14 protein-coding genes and 1 pseudogene are annotated in these 20,363 nt (G+C 70.1%); 5 read left to right on the forward strand and 10 right to left on the reverse strand.

All coding sequences use genetic code 11. The features are described 5' to 3' along the window. Positions 1-136: 136 nt before the first annotated feature. Entirely contained in the window at positions 137-1,381 is a 1,245-nt protein-coding gene (locus ACH4YP_RS28500) for a DUF418 domain-containing protein (protein ID WP_398493309.1), read from the reverse strand. A 174-nt stretch (positions 1,382-1,555) separates the two neighbouring features. Between ACH4YP_RS28500 and ACH4YP_RS28505 the strand changes: the two genes are divergently transcribed. Further along, on the forward strand, positions 1,556-2,221 hold the full coding sequence (locus tag ACH4YP_RS28505) for a response regulator (protein ID WP_398493311.1): 666 nt from the start codon (positions 1,556-1,558) through the stop codon (positions 2,219-2,221). Between the two features lie 62 nt (positions 2,222-2,283). Next, entirely contained in the window at positions 2,284-3,396 is a 1,113-nt protein-coding gene (locus ACH4YP_RS28510; RefSeq protein WP_398493313.1) for a sensor histidine kinase, read from the forward strand. Between the two features lie 55 nt (positions 3,397-3,451). Here the strand turns inward: ACH4YP_RS28510 and ACH4YP_RS28515 are convergent, their stop codons facing one another. Both ACH4YP_RS28515 and ACH4YP_RS28520 read right to left on the reverse strand, forming a co-directional pair. After that, positions 3,452-4,171, reverse strand: coding sequence for a DUF5134 domain-containing protein (locus ACH4YP_RS28515; RefSeq protein WP_361063950.1), 720 nt, complete (start codon positions 4,169-4,171; stop codon positions 3,452-3,454). 114 nt (positions 4,172-4,285) lie between these two features. Then, positions 4,286-5,296: a hypothetical protein gene (locus tag ACH4YP_RS28520; protein WP_398493315.1), complete on the reverse strand. Its 1,011-nt coding sequence runs from the start codon at positions 5,294-5,296 to the stop codon at positions 4,286-4,288. 256 nt (positions 5,297-5,552) lie between these two features. On the opposite strand from ACH4YP_RS28520, the gene ACH4YP_RS28525 reads away from it, so the two are divergent. Both ACH4YP_RS28525 and ACH4YP_RS28530 read left to right on the forward strand, forming a co-directional pair. Next, a complete protein-coding gene (locus tag ACH4YP_RS28525) occupies positions 5,553-5,783 on the forward strand; it encodes a heavy-metal-associated domain-containing protein (RefSeq protein WP_398493415.1) in 231 nt (76 codons plus the stop codon). 77 nt (positions 5,784-5,860) lie between these two features. Continuing rightward, a complete protein-coding gene (locus tag ACH4YP_RS28530; protein ID WP_398493317.1) occupies positions 5,861-8,119 on the forward strand; it encodes a heavy metal translocating P-type ATPase in 2,259 nt (752 codons plus the stop codon). A gap of 242 nt (positions 8,120-8,361) precedes the next feature. On the opposite strand, the gene ACH4YP_RS28535 is transcribed toward ACH4YP_RS28530, so the two are convergent. The 4 genes from ACH4YP_RS28535 to ACH4YP_RS28550 form a co-directional block, all read right to left on the reverse strand. Continuing rightward, positions 8,362-11,589 (reverse strand): glycosyl hydrolase family 95 catalytic domain-containing protein, encoded by a 3,228-nt coding sequence (locus tag ACH4YP_RS28535; protein WP_398493319.1) that lies wholly within the window; start codon positions 11,587-11,589, stop codon positions 8,362-8,364. Positions 11,590-11,775: 186 nt separating this feature from the next. Beyond that, complete coding sequence (locus ACH4YP_RS28540) at positions 11,776-12,672, reverse strand: S1 family peptidase (RefSeq protein ID WP_398493321.1); 897 nt, start codon at positions 12,670-12,672, stop codon at positions 11,776-11,778. 238 nt (positions 12,673-12,910) lie between these two features. Continuing rightward, a complete protein-coding gene (locus tag ACH4YP_RS28545; protein ID WP_398493323.1) occupies positions 12,911-15,142 on the reverse strand; it encodes a M4 family metallopeptidase in 2,232 nt (743 codons plus the stop codon). 337 nt (positions 15,143-15,479) lie between these two features. Then, a complete protein-coding gene (locus ACH4YP_RS28550; protein ID WP_398493325.1) occupies positions 15,480-16,052 on the reverse strand; it encodes an AAA family ATPase in 573 nt (190 codons plus the stop codon). Between the two features lie 246 nt (positions 16,053-16,298). Between ACH4YP_RS28550 and ACH4YP_RS28555 the strand changes: the two genes are divergently transcribed. Continuing rightward, positions 16,299-16,739, forward strand: coding sequence for an ester cyclase (locus ACH4YP_RS28555; protein ID WP_398493326.1), 441 nt, complete (start codon positions 16,299-16,301; stop codon positions 16,737-16,739). 128 nt (positions 16,740-16,867) lie between these two features. On the opposite strand, the gene ACH4YP_RS28560 is transcribed toward ACH4YP_RS28555, so the two are convergent. The 3 genes and pseudogenes from ACH4YP_RS28560 to ACH4YP_RS28570 all read right to left on the reverse strand — a co-directional run. Further along, entirely contained in the window at positions 16,868-18,400 is a 1,533-nt protein-coding gene (locus ACH4YP_RS28560; protein ID WP_361064017.1) for an MFS transporter, read from the reverse strand. Positions 18,401-18,883: 483 nt separating this feature from the next. Next, positions 18,884-20,046, reverse strand: a protein-coding gene (locus tag ACH4YP_RS28565; RefSeq protein ID WP_398493327.1) for an IS3 family transposase whose coding sequence is annotated in 2 segments (ribosomal slippage) — positions 18,884-19,759 and positions 19,762-20,046 — 1,161 coding nt in all. Because the reading frame shifts where the segments join, the coding sequence is not laid out codon by codon here. Between the two features lie 76 nt (positions 20,047-20,122). Beyond that, positions 20,123-20,338, reverse strand: a pseudogene (locus ACH4YP_RS28570) (IS5/IS1182 family transposase); the annotation flags it as partial. Positions 20,339-20,363 lie beyond the last annotated feature (25 nt).

The raw sequence follows: 20,363 nt of genomic DNA on the forward strand, positions 1-20,363 counted from the left end.
CTCCCGTCCTGGTCGCCCGCACGGCAGTTGTCGGCATCGCGGCCGGCCACTCCTGAACACCCGGGCCTCTGCCGCCCGGTCGGCCCGGGCGGCAGAGGCAGCTGAGGCAGCTGAGGCGTTCGGTCCGATCCAGGCGTCACTTGATGTGGCGGGCGACGCGTGTGGTGGCGTGGAGCAAGTACTCCAGAGGGCCGCGGCGGAACCGTCGTGTCCAGGCGGTGGCCAGCAGCATGGCGGTCGCGATGAAGGCGAGGAGCGCGATCAGGGCAGGGCCGGTCTCCTCCTCCATGCCGACCACGTGAATGGCGAGGATGTGCAGCACATAGGCGGTCAGCGAGATCATGCCGACCGCGGCGACGGGCGTGGCCAGGCGCGTGACTCGGGGCATCCGGGCCGTGACGGCGACGCAGGCGGTCACCACGAGGAGCGCGGCGCCCGTGTTGCCGAGGATGGAGAAGGTCGTCTGGCTGTGCGGCGCGGCCACCAACAGCCAGGTGGCCGGGGTGCCGTCCGTGAGGTAGCCGACGGTGTCGGACCACCAGGCCGAGGCAGCCGAGTCTCCGTCCGTGGCCGCGGCGATGGTGGCCTGTGCGTCCGGGACGAGGCGCAGGGCGAGCCAGGAGCCGCCGTAGCCGAGGACGGCCAACCCGCCGCCGGTCAGGGCGAGACGGGTACGGACCTTGGCCGGGCCGAGGTCGAGCCGGGCCACCACCATGCCGACGATCATGAACGGCATCCAGGTGAGCACCGGGTACTCGCCGGTGAACAGCAGCTCGATCAGACCGTCCGTGTCGCTGATCCGCGCCAGCGGGTCCCGGCCGATGACGGTGTCGGCCCAGCTGCCGTTGTCGATCGACTGGCGGATGACGTACAGGACTTGGGGCATGACCAGCGCGCTCGCGACGCCGATTGCCGCGAGCGTCCGGACCCGCAGCCGGTACAGCGGGAGCACGGCGAGGAAGATCAGCCCGTAGAAGGCCAGGATCACGTCGACGTCGGTGTCCAGTGCGGTCAGGGCGAAGCCCAGCACGACCAGGACCACGGAGCGGATGAGGATCCTGCCCACGGCCTGCCGTCCGGCCCGACCGGTCCGGGGGTGCGGGCGGCCGGTGATGAGGACGAGCGAGAAACCGGCGAGCAGGGCGAAGAGCGCGGAGGAACGCCCGCGCGCCAGCTCCAGCACGAAGCCCAGCGGCCCGCCCTCCGACGGGTCCGGGCCGACATGGGCCGCGTACATGCCGAAGACCGCGAGTCCGCGGGCCAGGTCGATGCCTATCAGCCGCCCTGCCGACGGCGCGGGAGCGGTGGTGGGAGTGCTGCCTTGTTCCGAGGCGGGCGCCGGGGACAGAGCCGTTGAGACCGATGGCGCGTCGTGTGTCATGTGCTTCAGGATCGGGCGGGTGCGGGTTCCAACCCATCCGGCAGGTGGCCGGAGTTGCCCCGCCGACCGGCCGGAGCCGCCCCCGTCGCCCGGCGAGCGCCGAGGCGAAGGAACCGGAGGAGGCTGCCGGGCGTCGTAGGAGTCCAGCGGCGGCCCCGGGGCGAGGGAGCGCAGGTGATCCGGGTACTTGTGGTCGACGACGAGGCTCTGATCCGTACGGGTTTCCGGCACATCCTCGACTCCGCGGACGGGATCGAGGTCGTGGCGGCGGTCCCCGGCGGCCAAGCCGTCCATTCGGCGCGGGAGTTGCGTCCCGACGTCGTGCTGCTCGACATCCGGATGCCGGACGTGGACGGGCTCACTGTCCTGGCCGAGCTGCGCCGGCTGCCGCAGCCGCCCACGGTGGCCATGCTCACCACGTTCGACATGGACGAGTACGTGGCGACGGCACTGCGCTCGGGGGCGGCCGGGTTCCTGCTCAAAGACACCGACCCCGTGCAACTGCCGCTGCTGGTACGCAGTTTGGCCGACGGCGGCGTCGTTCTGTCGTCCCGGGTCACCCGGACCGTGGTCGACGGGTACCTGGACAACGGGCCCCACGAGTCGGCCGCCCGCTGCGTGGCCCGGCTGACCGAACGCGAGCGCGCCGTTCTCGTCCTCATCGCCGAGGGACTGTCCAACACCGGTATCGGGGCGCGGATGCATCTGAGCATCGGCACGGTCAAGGACCATGTGAGCGCCGTCCTGGCCAAGTTGGAGGTGGGCAGCCGTGTCCAGGCGGCCCTGCTCGCCGAACGCGCGGGTCTGCTCAGGCCACCGCGGGACCCGGAGGACGGATGAAGCTCCTCGCGCAACCCGCAAGGCTCTCGGGACTCGCCGAACTCTCAGGAACGGAAGCGCGGATGAGGCACCGCCGCGTGCCCGCCCCGGTCATGGACGCCATGCTCGTCGCGGTCTGCCTGCTGGACGTCTGGATCCACTACGACAGCGAAGAACCGCTGCGCATGGCCTGCGCGCTGCTCGCCGCCTTCTCCCTCGTGCTCCGTCGCCGTCTGCCGCTGCCGACCTTCCTGCTCGCCCTGCCGGCCACCCTGGTCAGCGACGCGGTACTCGCCACGCTGATCGCGCTGTACACCCTCGCCTCCCTCAGCCGTCGTCGCGTGCTGCTGGCCCTCTGCGCGCTGGTGTGCGCGGCCTGCGATCTCACCTGGTGGTCGTGGCCGTCACCCGAGTTCTCCGACCTGTCGGACTCCTCCGACCTGGTCATCGTCACGTACAGCCTGGCGACGGCGGCCGCTCCCGTCTTCCTCGGCCAGCTCGTCCAGACCGGCCGTGAACTGTCCCTGCGGCTGTCCGAGATATCCGAGGCACGGGAGCACGAACGCCGGCTGCTGGCCCAGAGTGTGTTGGCGAAGGAACGCGCGCAGCTCGCCCGGGAGATGCACGACGTGGTCTCCCATCAGGTCAGCCTGATCGCGGTACGGGCCGGAGCGCTCCAGGTGGGCACCCGGGACCCGGAAGCGAAGGAGGCGGCGGCCACGATCCGCCGGCTCAGCGTGCAGACACTGGACGAGCTGCGGCACATGGTCGGCGTATTGCGCGCCTCCGGAAGCCGTCCCACGGAACTGACTCCGCAGCCGTCCCTGGCGGACCTCCAGCGGCTGGTGGACACCAGCGGCATCGAGGCCGCGCTGCGCACGGACCTGCCGGACGACCTGCCCGCGACCGTCCAGCGCGCCGTCTACCGCACGGTCCAGGAAGCGCTGACCAACGTACGCAAGCACGCTCCCGGGGCCACCGCCGCCATCGACGTCCATCACGCGGACGACACGGTCCACGCCATCGTCACCAACGCCTCCGCCACCCGTCCCGCGCTTCCCCTGCCCGGCGCGCACCACGGCCTCGTCGGTCTGCGCCAGCGGGCGGAACTCCTCGGTGGCACCGTCACGTCGGGTCCCACCGCGGACGGCGGCTACGAACTCCGGTTGCGCCTCCCGGTCCAGGACACGCCATGACGCCAGGGGCCGCGATCGCTCCGAGCCACCGGCAGGTCGCCATCCGCGGCCGTCTTCAGGCGGCCATCATCAGAAGCATCGTCGCCATCGGCCCGCCCATCCCGACACGACCGGCCAGCCGCGCGTTCGGCACGGTGAGCAGCGAGGCATGGCGTCGGGCGTGACGGTGGCGGGTCCGCGTGCCGTCGGCCACCGCCGGCAGCGACCCGTCCCCGCCGCGCAGACGGGCACGCACGGCCAGAGCCATGAAGATCACGAAGTACGCGGCCAACGCCCAGAAGGCCACACGCCAGGCGAGCGCGCCTCCCGCGGAGCCGGCCACCTCGGCCAGACCGCCGTGACCATGGGCGCCCACGCTCTCCATACCGGCCATGCCCGCCATCCCCCCGTGCCCGGAGGAACCGGCCAGCGCGAGAGCGGGTGAGGACGTCGTGCCGGACATGGCCAGCGTCATGAGCACCATGGCGGCACTGCCGATCACGACGTGGCCGCCATGACGCAGATACCGCAGACCGCCCCGGGCCGCATGCCGTACGGACAGTGCCACGCCTCCGAGACAGAAGGCGCCGAACACCGCGGCCCACCAGGTGCTGTGCGCGCCGTAGGCACCCGCTGTCGGCGGCGCGGCCATCACGGCCATGCCCCCGCCCATCACAGCCTCGGCCGCCGCTTCGAACCGGGCCCAGCCTCTGACGAGAGCCATACGAAGCAGGTTGCCGCCGGCCACGCCGACGCCCAACACCACCAACGTCCAGCCCAGAAGCGGTCCCGTCATGACGCCACCCTTCAGGGGAGCCGGGCCCGTTCTCCGGCTCACCGATCGCCGACCCTTACTTGCTCCCTTACGTACGTGGCGTTCGACGGTCCAACTCAGAACGGACGGTCCCCTTCAGTGCCCGTGCCCGTCCGAAGTCCCTTCGGTGGTCCCTTCGGCGGTCTCTTCGGCGGCCTCGCTGTGCTCGCCGTTGCCGCCCGTCGCCCGGCCCGCGTGAACCGTGAACGCGGCGGTCCTGACCACGCCTTGGTGCTTGAAGTCGAGGAAGAGGCGGTACGCGCCCGGGCTCGGCGCGGTGGCCGTGAACGAGATGCCGGGGCCGGACCTGGTCTTTCCGTCGCCGGGTTCGCCGTTGGGGTGGACATGGAGGTACGCGAGGTCACCGGAGCGCAGGGCGACCAGGTGGCCGTAGGCGCCGAGATAGGGCTGGAGGTCGGTGACGGGCTTTCCGCCGCGGGACACGTTCAGCTCCAGCTCGCCGGCCGCGCCCGGTCGCAGGCCGCCCGCCAGCTTGACCTCGTATCCGTCCACCTTCGCCGTCGCGCTCGCCGCCGGCAGCCCCTTCGGCTCGTACGGGCCCGAGGCCGCGAGGTCGGCGCCGAGGGTGAGGTTCTCGGCCCCCTTCCTCGCCGGGGTGAAATCGGCGAAGACCCGGTAGCCGCCCGCCCGGGGCACCTCGACGGGGATGCTCCAGGTGCCGTCGGCGGCGCGGGTGGGGTGCAGGTGGCGATAGGTGACCAGATCGCGCGAGGCCACGATGAGGTGGAGTTCCTTCTCGTGCTCGCGCTTGTACGTGGTCACCGCGCGACCCTTCTCGTCCCGGATGGAGAAGCGCAGGTCGGCGCGCTGCCGGGCTTCGATCCGGGAGGTCTTCAGGTCGAGGGTGTAGCCGTTCTCGGAGATCTGCAGCCCGCCGGCCGGGAGTGACTGGCCCTCCGTTGCCGACTCGCCCTCCGCGTGACCCCCGCCTCCTCCCGGCTCCGGTGACGGTTCGGCGTGGGTGTCGTGGCTCGCGGGCTCGCGCTCCGCGACGACGGGGTCGATGCCCTGACCCACGCCGTAGGCGGTGCCGAAGGTCGCGGCGAGTGCGGCGGCGAACGCGGTGATCTTCACTCCGGTATGCATGGCCATCTCCTGAGGGATGGGGGCCGATGACTGGGAGACGAGGCCCTCCATGCACTTCAACATACCCCTAGGGGGTATAAAGTCAAGGCGGCCGCACGGCTTGCGTCAGATACCCTACAGGGGTATACAGGATTTCGACACGGATACCCCCACCCCGTATCTGCGACCCATCGACTGTACTCACCAGGAGGAACCCATGTCCTCGTCCTGCTGCTCCACCGACGGCTCCTGCTCGACCGCCACCACCGACCGCGCCATGGCCACCGAGGGCGTCACCGTCACCACGACCTACGCCGTCTCCGGCATGACGTGCGGCCACTGCAAGGCCACGCTCACCCAGGTCATCGGTGAGCTGGACGGCGTGACCGGGGTCGACGTCGACCTCGACACCGGCCGGGTCACCGTCGTCGGCGCCTCTGAGCCGGACGACACGCTGATCGCCGAGGTCGTCGACGACGCCGGCTACGAGCTGACCGGGCGGGTCTGACCCCGGGCACTCCCCCGCACCGGCCGGGGCCCGCGCATTGCCGGGCCCCGGCCACCCACCCCGTACGAGGAGCAGCCATGACCACCACGACGACCGGCACCGAGGTAGAGCTCGCCATCGGCGGCATGACCTGTGCCTCGTGCGCGGCGCGTATCGAGAAGAAGCTCAACCGCATGGACGGGGTCACCGCCACCGTCAACTACGCCACCGAGAAGGCCAAGGTCGCCTACGACGGTGACGTATCCGTCCAGGACCTGATAGCCACCGTCGAGAAGACCGGGTACACCGCGCACGAACCGGCGCCCCTACGCACCCAGCCCGAGGACGACGACGCAGCGGCGGGTGCGGACGCCGAACTGCGGCCGCTGCGCGAGCGGTTGATCACCGCGGTGGTGCTGGCCGCTCCCGTCGTCGCGATGGCCATGGTCCCGGCCCTGCAGTTCGAGTACTGGCAGTGGCTGTCCCTGACGCTGGCGGCGCCGGTCGTGACGTACGCCGCCTGGCCGTTCCACAAGGCCGCGTTCACCAACGCGCGGCACGGCGCGGCCACCATGGACACGCTGATCTCGGTGGGCACCTCGGCCGCGTTCCTGTGGTCGCTGTGGGCCCTGTTCCTCGGCACCGCGGGCACGCCCGGCATGACGCATCCCTTCGAGCTGACGATCGCCCGGGGCGACGGCGCCGGGAACATCTACCTGGAGGCTGCCGCAGGCGTGACCGCCTTCATCCTGGCCGGCCGGTACTTCGAGGCCCGCTCCAAGCGGAAGGCGGGCGCGGCGCTCAAGGCCCTCCTTGAGCTGGGCGCGAAGGACGTCGCCCTGCTGCGCCCCGACGGCCGCGAACAGACCGTCCCGACCGCCGAGTTGAAGGTCGGTGACCGCTTCCTCGTGCGCCCGGGCGAGAAGATCGCCACGGACGGGACGGTCGTCGAGGGCTCCTCCGCGGTGGACGCCTCGATGCTCACCGGTGAGTCCGTGCCGGTGGAGGTCTCCACGGGCGACCCGGTCACCGGCGCCACAATCAACTCCGGGGGCCGACTGGTCGTCGAGGCCACACGGGTCGGCGCCGACACCCAACTCGCCCGGATGGCCCGGCTGGTGGAGGACGCGCAGAACGGCAAGGCCGCCGCGCAGCGCCTCGCGGACCGCATCTCCGCCGTGTTCGTGCCGGTCGTGATCGCGCTCGCGCTGGGCACCCTCGGTTTCTGGCTGGGCAACGGGTCCGGGCTGACGGCGGCCTTCACCGCGGCCGTCGCCGTACTGATCATCGCCTGCCCGTGCGCCCTCGGTCTGGCCACCCCGACCGCGCTCATGGTCGGCACCGGCCGCGGCGCCCAACTCGGCATCCTGATCAATGGCCCGGAGGTCCTGGAGTCCACCCGTCAGGTCGACACCATCGTGCTCGACAAGACCGGCACCGTCACCACCGGCCGTATGACCCTGCTGGCCGTGCACACCGCCGACACCACCGACGAGGCCGAAGTCCTGCGCCTGGCAGGCGCGTTGGAGCATTCCTCCGAGCACCCGATCGCCCGCGCCGTCGCCGAGGGGGCACTTGAGCAGTTGGGTTCGCTGCCCACCCCCGAGGACTTCGCGAACGTACCCGGTCTCGGTGTCCAGGGCATCGTCGACGGTCACGCGGTCCTCGTGGGCCGTGAGCGGCTGCTCGCGGACTGGGCCATGGAACTGCCCGAGGGCCTGACGCGCGCCAAGGCCGAGGCCGAGGCGGCCGGCCGCACCGCCATCGCGGTCGCCTGGGACGGCGAGGCACGGGCCGTCCTCGAAATCGCCGACGCGGTGAAGGAGACCAGCGCGGAGGCGATCACGCGGCTGCGCGCACTCGGCCTGACACCGATCCTGCTGACCGGCGACAACCGGGCCGTTGCCGAGTCGGTCGCCCGTGAGGTCGGCATCGCGCCCGAGGACGTCATCGCCGAGGTGCTGCCGCAGGACAAGGTCGACGTCGTCAAGCGGCTTCAGGACGAGGGCCGTTCGGTCGCGATGGTCGGCGACGGCGTCAATGACGCGGCCGCCCTCGCCCAGGCCGACCTGGGCCTGGCCATGGGCACCGGCACGGACGCCGCGATCGAGGCCGGCGACCTGACACTCGTACGAGGCGATCTGCGCGCCGCGGCCGACGCCATCCGCCTCGCCCGTCGCACCCTCGGCACCATCCGGTCCAACCTCTTCTGGGCCTTCGCCTACAACGTGGCCGCCCTGCCGCTCGCCGCAGCCGGCCTGCTCAACCCGATGATCGCCGGAGCGGCCATGGCCTTCTCCTCGGTGTTCGTCGTCGGCAACTCCCTGCGCCTGCGCTCGTTCCGCGCGGCGAACTGACCGGAGGCAGGTGCCGTGCGCTCCTGACCCCCTGGCTGCTGCCATGCCGCCAGGGGGTCAGGGGCTCGCCGGCAGGGGGCTGAGCCTGCGGCAACCGGGCAGCGACCGCATCGCACCTTCGGAGCGCGGCCAGGCCGACGACCCGTGCCGCTCCGTTTCGGGCGGCGGGCGGTCGTCGGCCTGGCAGTTGCGGTTCGGGCGGCCGTCGACCCGGCAGTTGCGGCGGCGAGCCGGTACCGCCGTCAGGGCTTGGTCGGCTTCACCTTCTTGTCGACGCCGTTCACCCGCACGGTGACGTTCCCCCGGCCGCGCGCCCGGTCGGCCACGATTCTGTAGGACGTGACCTTCCCGTTCCGCCACTCGCAGTCGATCTCGTAGCCGCCGCGGGCGCGGAGCCCGGTGAAGGACCCCTTGGCCTTCCAGCCGTCCGGCAGAGCGGGCAGCAGGTGGATGACGCCGTCGTGGCTCTGCAGAAGCATCTCCGCCACGGCGCCCGTCATACCGAAGTTGCCGTCCATCTGGAAGGGCGGGTGGTTGCCGAACAGGTTGGGCAGCGTGTTGTAGGCCAGCAGCCCGCGCAGCATGATCTGGGCGCGCTGCCCGTCACCGAGGCGGGCGAAGAGGGCCGACCGCCAGGGCCAGGTCCACGAGCGGCGGCTGTCGTCCGGCACCGTCGCGGCGGTGAACGGGACGCCTTCCTTCTCGCCGCACCGCGCCTTGAGCGAGACGAGGGCGGCGGCTGCGAACTCGGTTGTCTCCGGGGTGATCTGGCGGCCAGGGTAGACCGCGAAGAGGTGCGAGGTGTGGCGGTGGTAGTCGGTGGGGCTGTCCAGATCCTCCTGCCACTCCTGCAGTTGACCCCACTTGCCGATCTTGTTCGGGGCGAGGCGTGCCTGCATGTCCGCGACCTTGGCCCGGTAGGCGGGGTCCGCCTTGAGGACCGCCTCGCAGTCGAGGTAGTTCTGGAACAGGTCCCAGATGATCTGCTGGTCGTACATGACGCCGTCCTCGCGCGGCCCGTGCTCGGGCGACCAGCCGTTCGGGGAGACCAGGAGTCCGTCCGCGCGCTCCTTGAGCTGGTCCTCCCAGAACTCGCAGATCTCCTTGATCATCGGGTAGGCGGTGGTCCGGAGATAGCCCAGGTCCTGGGTGAACGCCCAGTGCTCGTACAGGTGTTGGGCGTACCAGGCACTCGCGACGGTGTTCCACTCCCACGAGTTGCCGCCGAAGATGCTCTGGCTGGTGCGGGCGGTCCAGCCGCGGGTGTCCTTGCCGAAGGCATTGCGGGTCGCCACGCGACTGGGCACCGCCACCTGCTCGATGAACCGGACGAGCGCCTCATGGCTCTCCGGCAGGTTCGTCGTCTCGGCCCCCCAGTAGTTCATCTGGATGTTGATGTTGGTGTGGTAGTCGGAGGCCCACGCCGGCTGGTTGCTGTCGTTCCAGAGGCCCTGGAGGTTGGCGGGCAGGCCGTTCGGGCGGGAGGAACTGATCAGCAGGTAGCGGCCGTAGTCGAACATGGCCTGTTCGAGTGTCGGGTCCTCACCGCCCGCCGCGTAACGCGCGAGCCGGGCGTCGGTCGGCAGAGCGGCGACGGCGTTGTCGGTGGTGCCCCAGGCGACCGAGACGCGGTTCATGAGGGCTCGTATCCCGGCGGTGTGCTCGTCGCGGAGTTTCTTGTAGGACTTGGCGACGGCCTTGTCGAGCGTCCTGGCGACGAGCGGTGCCGGATCGGCCCCGCGCCACCCGGCGGCGGCGTCGAGCTTGTAGTCGGTACGGGCGTCGAGGAACAGGGTCAGGGTCGTACAGCCGCTGAACCGGAGCACCGACCCGTCGGCGCGGAGGTCGCCGTCGGTGTGCACGGCCCGGACGGTGCACGTGTGCTTGAGTCCGTTGCCCATGACACCGCTGAAGGCGATCCGCCCGGCGCCGGCGTCGACGGTGGTCGGGGCCTCGTCCTGTCCGGACTTCAGCGAGATCGCTCCGGAGAGCGCCCGGGCGCCGTCCGACGTGTACCGGAAGACCATGACGTCCGCGGACCGGCTGGCGAAGGCCTCGCGCAGGACGCGGCGCCCCGGGGCACCGAAACGGGTGGTGTGGACGCCCTTCACGAAGTCGAGGCTGCGCTGGTAGTCGACGACCGACCGTTGTGTACGCGTGTCGAAGCCCGCGCCTTCCAGCGCGATCTCCGCGATCTGGAGGCCGTTGGAGGACGCGCCGGGGGTCAGGGTGAGCCGGTAGGCGCGGTAGGCCGTCGTGTTGCTGATCCGGAAGGTACGGGTCTTGCCGCGGTCGGCGAACGGCGCTCCGGGGCTCTGCGTGTCGAGGGTCGTCCAGTCACGCCCGTCCCGCGACGCCTCCAGTACCCATCTCCGGGGGTCGTCCCGCGGACGGTCCGGGGCCGCGGTGAGCGCGTACGAGGTGACGGCGACCGCACGGGGCAGGTCGGCCTGCCATACGACTGTCTGCGCGTCGGCGTCGGCGTCGACCCGCCAGACCGTGGCCGGATCACCGTCCACCGATCTGGAGATGTCCGTGCCACGGGACTTGGCCCCGCCACCGGATCCCTTGGAGTGCCCGCTCGGTGACGACAGGTAGATCGAACCGCCCCCGCCGAGGTCGACGCCGGACAGGCCGATCTCGCTCAGCTGAAAGTGGCTGACGCCTGCCTTGGGGACGAAGTCGAACCGGTAGAAGCGGTAGGCCGCAGGGTCGTTGTCGGCGTCGGCACAGGTGAATTCCTTCGTCTGGAAACGGCTCTCGAAGGGCGCCTCCAGCGTGCGGCTGTCCAGCGTGCGCCAGGTGGTGCCGTCGGCGGAACCGGAGAACTTCCACTCCTGCGGGTCGCGCTGCGGCACGTCGTTGGCACTCGTCAGACGGTAGGACGCGACCTCGACGGGTTCGGGAAGCTCGACCAGCCACTGCACCTTCGAACCGGGCCCCTCGATGCACCACTTGGTGCTCGATTCACCGTCGTACGTCTTGTCGACACCCTCCGACGAGGAGCTGCTGTACGGTCCCCCCGGTGCCGTGACCTTCGGGCTCGCACGGGGCGCGAAGGTGACGACGACGTCACCGAAGTTCCGGTACGAGCCGAAGCCGGTCATCCCGGTGTCGAAGTCGCTGTCCGGCTTGCCGGCGAGAGCGTTGTCGTAGTTGTTGACCCCGCCCCACAGGCTCTGTTCGTTGAACTGGATGCGCTCCTCGTAGGGGTCGGCGAAGAGCATGGCGCCGAGTCGGCCGTTGCCGATCGGCAGGGCCTGCGACTGCCAGTCCAGAGCGGGTACGGAGTACTTCAGCGCCTTGCGCGACAGGGTCGGCCACTGGACGCCCGCCTGCGCGCCCGTCCCCGCGGCGACGGCCTGTCCCGCGGGGATTCCACCGGCCAGCTGAGTGATCAGGGGTGCAAGGGCGAAGGCACCGCCGAACTTGAGGATGCTTCGTCGCTGCGGTTGGGATTCATTGATCACGGTGTCTCCGGCCCATTCATCGGCTCTATCGCAGAGGAGGTCGCAGCCACATCGACACCTGTCGAGGGCGCGATCATCGTCGCCGGGGAATAGATCGGATGTCTAGAGGTGTGCGGCAGTTGACAACGCAGGATGGGGCGAAACCGCCCTGGGCTGGCCATTCGCCTGCCCAGGGCCGGCAACCCGTCAGTAGACGGACAGGCCGTAGGCGCTCAGCACTTCCTGGATCGGCTGGTAGAAGGTGGTCCCTCCCGAGGTGCAGTTGCCCGAGCCGCCGGAGAGGATGCCGACGACCTTGTCGCCTGCGTAGAGCGGGCCGCCGCTGTCCCCCGGTTCGGCGCAGATGTTGGTCTGGATCAAGCCGTGGACGACGTCTCCGCTCCCGTAGTTGACGGTCGCGTTGAGCGCGGTGACCCTGCCGCAGCGGACACCGGTGGTCGATCCCCGACGGCAGACGCTCTGGCCGACGTAGGCGGTCGCGGTCCCGGTGACATCGACCGTTCCGATGGTGCCGGGGTGCGGCACGGACGGGTTGGAGTACCGGACGACGCCGAAGTCGTTGCCGGGGAAGCTCGTGCCCGTGGTGGGGCCGACCATCGTGGTCAGGCCGGAACTCGTGTACCAGGTGGGCAGGCCGTCGGTGCAGTGGCCCGCCGTGACGAAGTAGTAGCTGGAACCGCTCTGCACGTTGACCCCCGCCGAACAGCGCCGGCTGGAGGCGTAGACGGCGTCACCGCCCGACAGGAGAGGACGCAGCCGGCCGTCGAGCCGTTCGACGGTCGCGGCACCGGCGAAACGGCCGGCGGCCCGACGGACATCGGCCAGGTCCGCGGTCCCGACCGTGGAGTCTGCGAGAACCCGCAGCCTCCCGGTCCGCTCGTCCAGGGCCCAGCTCGTCCCGGCGATCCCCAGCGAATCGACCGCCGAGGCCGCGCCGGACACCGAGGCCGCGGTTGGTGCGGCGGCGGCCGTGGGTGCCGCGGTCGCATTGGTGCCGGACACAGCCAGGGCGGCCACGACGAGCAGGCTCAGCACCGAGGCGGCGAGCCGGGAACGTCCGATGGTGGTACCGCGTGCTCTCATCACCCGAATCTCCCCCGAAGACGGTCGGTCAGGTTCAAGCGCGCCACCGACGAGACTCGATGGAGGCCGGACAACGCCTCATTGTCCCCGGCCGCACCCGGCGAGGGTAGGCCGTCTCCGGCCGTTGGAGCCCGCAACCGACCGGCCTGGTGGGCGGTTTCGCCCCAAGAGCCTCGATCTCCCACGCCCGTTCCCGGGTCTGTGGCACCCGTCGGCACCACAGACCCGGAGGCGTGGATCAGAAGGTCAGCTTCCAGCTGTCGATGTAGCCCGTGTCGAACGAGTAGTCGTCCTGGACGCGGAGCTTCCATGTGCCGTCGGCCGGTTCGGCGGAGGCGTCGACGGTGTACGTCGTGTGTACGTCGTCGCTGTCGTCGTCGGAGGCGTCCTTCAGCCGGTAGGTGGTGCCGCCGGGGCCGACCAGGTCGATCACCAGGTCGCCGCGGTAGGTGTGGACGATGTCCACCGAGACCTGGAGGGTGCTCGGGGCGTTGCCGGTGCGGCCGGTCACGATGAGCGGGGAATCGACCGGGTCACCCGCGTCGGGGATCCGCACATTGCCCGGGTTGACGAAGAAGTCGCCACCCGAGGCGATGACACTCCAGGCGAAGCCCGCCTCGGCTCCGGATCCGTCCGCGGCGCTCACCGTCACGGTCGGGGTGAACTCCCCCGTCTCGGCCGGGATCCCGGAGATCACACCGGTCTCGCCGTCGATGGCCAGGCCGTCGGGCAGGCCGGTGGCCCCGTAGGTGAGGCTGCCCGAACGGCTGGTGTCCGCCGTGACCTTCAGCGTGGCGGGCTGGCCGATCGCGGATTCCTGGCCGGAGGGCGCCGTCAGCGCGACGTGGTTGACGAAGCGCGGGCCGACGTTCACCGCTGCCCAGGTGTTGCCGACGGCCTCGTACGCCTCGCTGGACCGGCCGAACAGGTCGGCGGCGGCCTGGAGGGTCGCGACGCGGGCGCCGGCGAAGTCGGTGGTGGACGTCATGTACATGGTCAGCGCCCGGTACCAGACGTTCGTGGCGTTGTGCAGGCCGAGGCCGGGGACCGGCTCGCCGTCGTGGGTCGGGCTGTTGTAGCCGACGCCGTTGACGGTCTTCGCTCCGCTCCCCTCGGCGAGCAGGTAGAAGAAGTGGTTCGCCACGCCGGAGGAGAAGTGCGGGTCGAGCCCTTCGGTCTCGGTGGACCAGTAGTCCTGGGACAGGCCGTCCTTGGAGGGCTTGTCCATGTAACGCAGCGGGGTGCCGTCGCCGTTGATGTCGATCCGCTCGCCGACCTCGTAGTCGGGCACGTCGTTCGGGTTGTTCGTGAAGAACTCCACGGCGGCGGCCATGATGTCGCTGCTGCCCTCGTTCAGGCCGCCGGACTCGCCGTTGTTGTAGTAGAGGTTCGCCGTGGCGCTGGTGACACCGTGGGTCATCTCATGGGCTGCGACGTCGAGCGCGGTCAGCGGGTTCTCGTTGTCCTTGCCGTCTCCGTAGAGCATGCAGAAGCAGTCGTCGTCCCAGTAGGCGTTGACAACGTTGTTCCCGTAGTGGACCCGGGAGGACGCGCCGACACCGTCGTTGGCTATGCCGTTGCGGCCGAACTGGTCGTGATAGAAGTCCCAGGTCTTCTGAGCGCCGTACGCGGCGTCCGCGGCGGCGGTCTCGCGGTTGGCCGGGTCTCCGTCGCCCCAGATGTCGTCGGCGCCCGTGAAGAGCGTGCCGGTGCCACTCGTGGCGCCGCCCATGTCGTACGTCTTGTGGCCGCCTCGCTGTGTGTCGGTCAGTTCGAAGACGTCTCCGTCACGTGTGCTGCCGAGGTCGACCTCGCCGTTGAACTGGCCTTTGCCCACGCCGGGGTGGACGGTCTCGAACTCCCTCAGCTTCTTGCCGCTCTTCGCGTCGGTGACGACGTGCACCTTGCGCGGAGAGCCGTCGTCCTCGACGCCGGTGACCACGGACTCCCAGGCGAGGGCGGGTGCGCCGTCGGCCGCCCAGACGACCAGTCGCGGTGTTCCGTCCGCCTGCACCTGCCCGGTGCCGTCGGCCTTGGCGGCGGCGAGCGCCGACTTCCTCGCCGTCGAGGCGGCGACCGTGGCGTCGGTCGTCGGTACGGACACCGGGGCGTCGGTCGCCCGGGTGACGGTCCGGCCGGTGGCGCGCTGATGGACCACCAAGTCACCGCCGAGGACGGGGAGTCCGGCGAAGGTGCGCTCGTAACGGGTGTGGACGGTGCCGTCGGCGTCCTTGATGACGTCCTTCGGCAGCAGCTTCTCCTTGGCGCCCAGTTTCAGGGAGCCGGCGGTGGCTTTGGCGGAGTTCGCCGCGGACTTCAGCAGTCCGGTGCGCTGTGCGGGGGTGAGCGGGACGGGAGCCGCGCCCGCTCTGGGGTCCGCGGCGATCCGGGCCTGGGCACCCGGGACTTGATTCGGCCGGGCGGGCGCTCCGGTCGCCGGCGCGGCCGCGCCGGCGATGAGGGCGGTCACGACGACCAGCGCGCCTCCCGTGACGCGCCGGGGACTACGAGACGGTCCGGGCCTGCGGGGACGTAAGGATCTCGGCACTCCTGCTCCTTCCGGCCGCTCGGCGGCGGCCGTGTGGGAAGACCGGATGGTGGTGTCGGCCATCCGGAGAGAACATGCGATGAGTGCCGCGCGGCGTGAAGATCTTCACACTGAAAGGCCGTCAGTGTCATGGCCTGAACAGACAGTTGTCCTGAATAAGGTCTTGCCGTTCACGCCAGAACGAGCTTGGGGCGAGGACGACATGCACCTTTACAAGACGCAAACAATTGCCCCACAGGTGACTCCTCAGCCACATCAGTCACAGGTGACGGAAATCGCCGCGTTCATGGATCGCGAGGTCAGTCGGAGGTGAGGTGGGGCCGGCCGGCCACGCGGTGGCCTGCCGCGGAGAGTGGAGGTGGATGACGTTCAGCGGCGCGAAGCGTGGGTCGGTCGTGCGGCGGTTGATCTCGGCGCGGCGGGCCGCGTGTTGGGCCCAGGACGACCACGCGGGGTGGTCGCCGCCGAACCAGGAGGACAGGGTCTCCACATTGCCGCCGAAGACCCGCTCGCGCAGCAGGGTCCGTCGCAGGGATCTGCGCAGTACGCGCGGCATGACGACGGCTCTGGGGTAGTCGAGCCAGACCACGGTGTCGGCGCCGGTCCACAGCAGGTCGCGGACCTCGGGGTGGCCGAAGGAGTCGAAGACCCAGGCGGGGGTGGCGGCGATCCTCGCGACCTGTTGGCGAAAGTCGGGGTCGACCGTCCAGCCGGGGCCGGTGAACATGAGCGAGTCCATCTCGTGGAACGGCAACTGGAGCCGCGCAGCGAGGGCTTGGGCCATGGTGGTCTTTCCGGCTCCGGTGATGCCGACTACGAGGATGCGTTGCACGCCCGGATGCTACGGACGTCGATCAGCCTTCCGCGAAGGCGTTCTTGCCGAGCCACCCCTCGGAGAACTCCGACGGCGAGGCTGCCGGAGGTGATCGTCTGCCGGGATCGGGGGCACCGCAGGGGAGCCTCGGGCCGTTCTTGACCTTGACGCAGCGGCAGGGTCTCTACTGAGAGCCATGCGGATCGGAGCGGTCACCGCGCTCGTCGGGGCGATCCCCCTGGAGAGGACACCGAGAGGGACGAGATGAACACGACCACCGAGAAGAACCTGTCCCTGTTGCGCACGGCCTACAAGACGCTGGAGCGCGGCGACCTGGACGCGTGTGTCGAGATGCTGACCGAGGACTTCATCGCCAACGTCCCCGGGCTGCCCGACCCGCTGCACGGCCCGCAGCTCTGGCGACTGGGTGCTCAGGCGATGTGGAACGGCTTCCCTGACCTGCGGATCGACGTCGAGGACATGTTCGGCGCTGACGACAAGGTGGCCGTACGGGTCCGCTTCCGCGGAACGCACCGAGGCACCTTCCAAGGAATCCCGGCGACGGACCGGCAGATCAGCTTCCGGAGCATCGAGCTCTACCGCGTCGAAGGCGACAAGATCGCCGAGGAGTGGGTCGCCCCCGACATGATCAGCCTCATGCAGCAGCTCTCGCCAACACCGGCCGACCACTTGACCGACCGCTGACGCCGGCTCTCCACGAACTTCGCGACGGAACCGACCCGTTGAGCTCTGTCCCGACCCAAGTGTGCGGTTGGCAGTGGGCCGGTGACCGAGGTGGGCGTCAAAGTGGCCGGGCCGGGCGGAAGTTGTGCTCAGTGGCGTACGGGGGTCCGCGCGGGCGACTCCTCCGTCGTGCCCGGCGCCTTGCCGCCCGGGTGGCGCAGGGCGCAGAGGTAGCCGATGGCGAGTGCGACGGCCATGCCGTAGAACACCCACTGGTTGGCCTCGGCGAAGTCCATACGGATCGAGGACATCGCGTCGCGCATGGCGGTCGCGGCCGGGCCGTCGCCGGTGGGGGTGCGGGCGTCCGCCTGGCCCGTGATCGACTGCGTCACGTCCCCGGCCACGGAGTCGACCTGGTCCGCCGGTACGCCGCGGGCCCGGAGGGTGCTCTCCACGTTGTCCGTCATGGTGTGCGTCAGCATGGTGCCGAAGACGGCAAGTCCGATGCTGGCCGCGTAGTTGCGGACGGTCTGGGTGATGCCGGTGACTTCGCCGTAGGAGGCGTCGATCGACCGGTTGACGGCATCCGTCGAGGCGGGGGCGAGGATGAACCCGATGCCCGCGCCGGCGAGTGCGACGTACGGCCACTGGTCGTGCATGGACAGGTCGGTCAGTTTGCCGGCCCAGAGCGCGAACCCGACGGCGCCCACCACACAGCCGATCTTCAACGCGGGGCGTGCGCCCCGCTTGTCGAGGATGCGGCCGCCCCACTGGGAGGCGATGGCGAACCCCACGAAGAAGTACAGCAGGTACAGGGCGGCCTGGTTGGCCGAGGCGCTGAGGGAGACCTGGGCGTAGACCGAGGCGAAGAAGAACACGGGGACGAACGCCAGCATGGCGAAGAAGAGCACCAGCGAGTCCACCGTGAAGGCGCGGTCGCGGAAGACCGACAGGTTGATCAAGGGGTGGCGGGTGCGCAGTTCGTAGCGGCAGAAGACGTACAGCACCGCGAGGCCACCGACGATGCAGGCCCACGTCGCCGCGCTGTCCCAGCCCCAGGCCGCCGCCTGCTGGAACCCGAGCACACTTGTGCCCATGCCGACGGCGATCAGCACAGCGCCCTTGACGTCCAGCGGTTCGTCGCGTCGCCGGTCTGAGATGTGGGCGAGTGCGGTGAGGATCAGCGCCACGACGGCGACGGGGACGTTGACCCAGAAGATCGCCCGCCAGGTCCAGGTGGTCAGCCAGCCGCCGAGTAGCGGTCCCACGGCGGTGAGGGCACCGGTGAGGCCGAAGAACAGGGCCAGGGCGCGTCCCCGCCGCTCGATGGGGAACACCGCCACGACGACCGCGAGAGCGGCGGGGAAGAGCAGCGCCGCCCCAAGGCCCTGGGTCGCGCGGAAGGCGACGAGCCACGTCAGTGCGTAGTCCCCGTCGGGTACGCAGCCGCACATCGCGGAGGACACGACGAAGATCAGGGTGCCTGCCACGACGACTCGACGTGGTCCCCACAGGTCGGCGAGGCGTCCGCCGACGGCGAAGAACGCGGCCAGGGACAGCAAATAGGCGTTGACCACCCACTGCATGCCCGAGGCGGACAGGCCGAGTTCGGAGACGATGTCGGGCGCCGCGATCGACACGATCGTCTGGTCGATGAACGTCATCGCCACCGCGAACATCATCGCCGCGAGCGCCAGCGGCTGGGAGGCCGCGCGTCCGGCACCGGATGCGCTTTCGTTGCGTCGCGCGTGCGTACGGCTCACCCCGCCAGTCTGCGTCCGAACCAGTGGCGCCGCACCCGGAGCGCATCCCCAACGGTGCACGAGCAAGGGGTGACTGGTGGGCAGCGCCGGCAGCGGACGCCGATGCCTTCCTTCACCGGTGATCGAGGGCACCGGCCGGCCCTCTGACGTTCCGTCCCCGGGCCTCCTGTCGGCACTCGGCAACTCGTCCTCACACGTCGGGCGGGCTTCGTCCGCCCCGGCCGACGCACTCGCCGTGTACGCCTCCGCGCCTCTCGCCCGGAAGTCGCATCCCAGGCGGACCTCCAGATCCTCGCGGCCGTGCCCCGGGTGGAGCTGGAGGCGTACGACCGCCCCGGCTTCGCAGACCGGCTGCGGGCTGCGGGCCGGGGGGTCTGGTGCAGCTTTGGGTGACAGGTTCGGTCACGCGGCCTGGAGGGCCGGTGTGGTCATGACGGTCTCGAATTCGACGGGGGTCAGCCGGCCGAGTGCGGCTTGTCTGCGGCGTCGGTGGTAGGTCCTCTCGATCCAGGTCACGATCGCGATCCGCAGTTCCTCGCGGGTGGCCCACGATCGGCGGTCGAGGACGTCCTTCTGCAGCAGGCTGAAGAAGGACTCCATGGCCGCGTTGTCGCCTGCCGCCCCGACCCTCCCTATCGAGCCGGCCATCCGGTGGTGGTCGAGGGCCCGGACGAACTTCCGTGACCGGAAGTGCGATCCGCGATCGCTGTGCAGAATGCACCCGTCGACGTGTCCACGCCGGGCGACAGCGTTGTTGAGGGCTGTGACGGCCAGGCGGGACTTCATCCGGGTGTCGATCGAGTAGCCCACGATCCTCTTGCTGAAGACCTCCTTGATCGCACAGAGATACAACTTGCCTTCGCCGGTGGCGTGTTCGGTGAAATCGGAGAGCCACAACCGGTTCGGTCCGGTCGTGGTGAAGTCACGGCGGACTAGGTCGTCGTGCACCGGCGGGCCGGCCTTCTCGGTGCTGCCGCACTTCTTGCCGAACACGCTCCACCAGTTGTTGTCCCGGCAGATCCGCCACGCGGTCCGGTCGGCCATGCCGGATCCCGCGCCGCGGGCCTCGTCGGCCAGGAACCGGTAGCCGAACTCCGGATCCTCGCGGTGCGCGTCGAACAACACGTTCGCGCGTGCGGCCTGCTCGAACTCGGCATCGGTCACCGGCCGCTCCAGCCAGCGATAGTAGGGCTGGCGGGCAAGTCTCAGGACCCTGCACGTGAGAGTGACGGGAACTCCGCCCGTGGCCAGCTCTTTCACGAGCGGGTAGATCCTTTTCCCGGCAGATGCGCCTGTGACAGGTAAGCCGCGGCCCGGCGCAGGACCTCTTTCTCCTGCTCCAGCAGCTTGATCCGCCGACGCGCTTCCCACAGTTCCGCGCTCTCCTGGCTGGTCACCCCGGGCTTGGACCCGTCATCGATGTCCGCCCGGCGCATCCACTTCCACAACGTCATCGGGTGGACCCCGAAATCGGTGGCCACCTGCTCGACCGTCACACCCGGGCCGCTGTTCCTCGCGACCCGCACGACGTCCTCGCGGAACTCCTCCGGATAAGGCTTCGGCACAGCGACATCCTTCCCACCCGCCCCACAGGGCAAGCCAGTTCAGATGTCACCCGATCGTGCGGCAGACCCCCAGGTCGTCCAGGGTCGGAGCGAGCAGGGGTGAGTCGTGCCCGTTTGCTCCGACCCGGACGCGGCCCAGCGGGATGCCGTAGCCATCCGCCAAGCGGGAGCGTTTCAGACCTTGTTTTCTGCGGCCCACCGGTGAGCGTCCGGCGGCCTCACCGCCGCCGGGTGCCTTGATGATGGAGTCGTCGACCGCGATCTGATCAAGGACAAGGCCCACGATCCGGTCGCTGGTGCGTGGCCGGTGGCAGCCC

The organism is Streptomyces sp. NPDC020747 (genome assembly GCF_044334695.1).
Classification (GTDB): Bacteria; Actinomycetota; Actinomycetes; order Streptomycetales; family Streptomycetaceae; genus Streptomyces.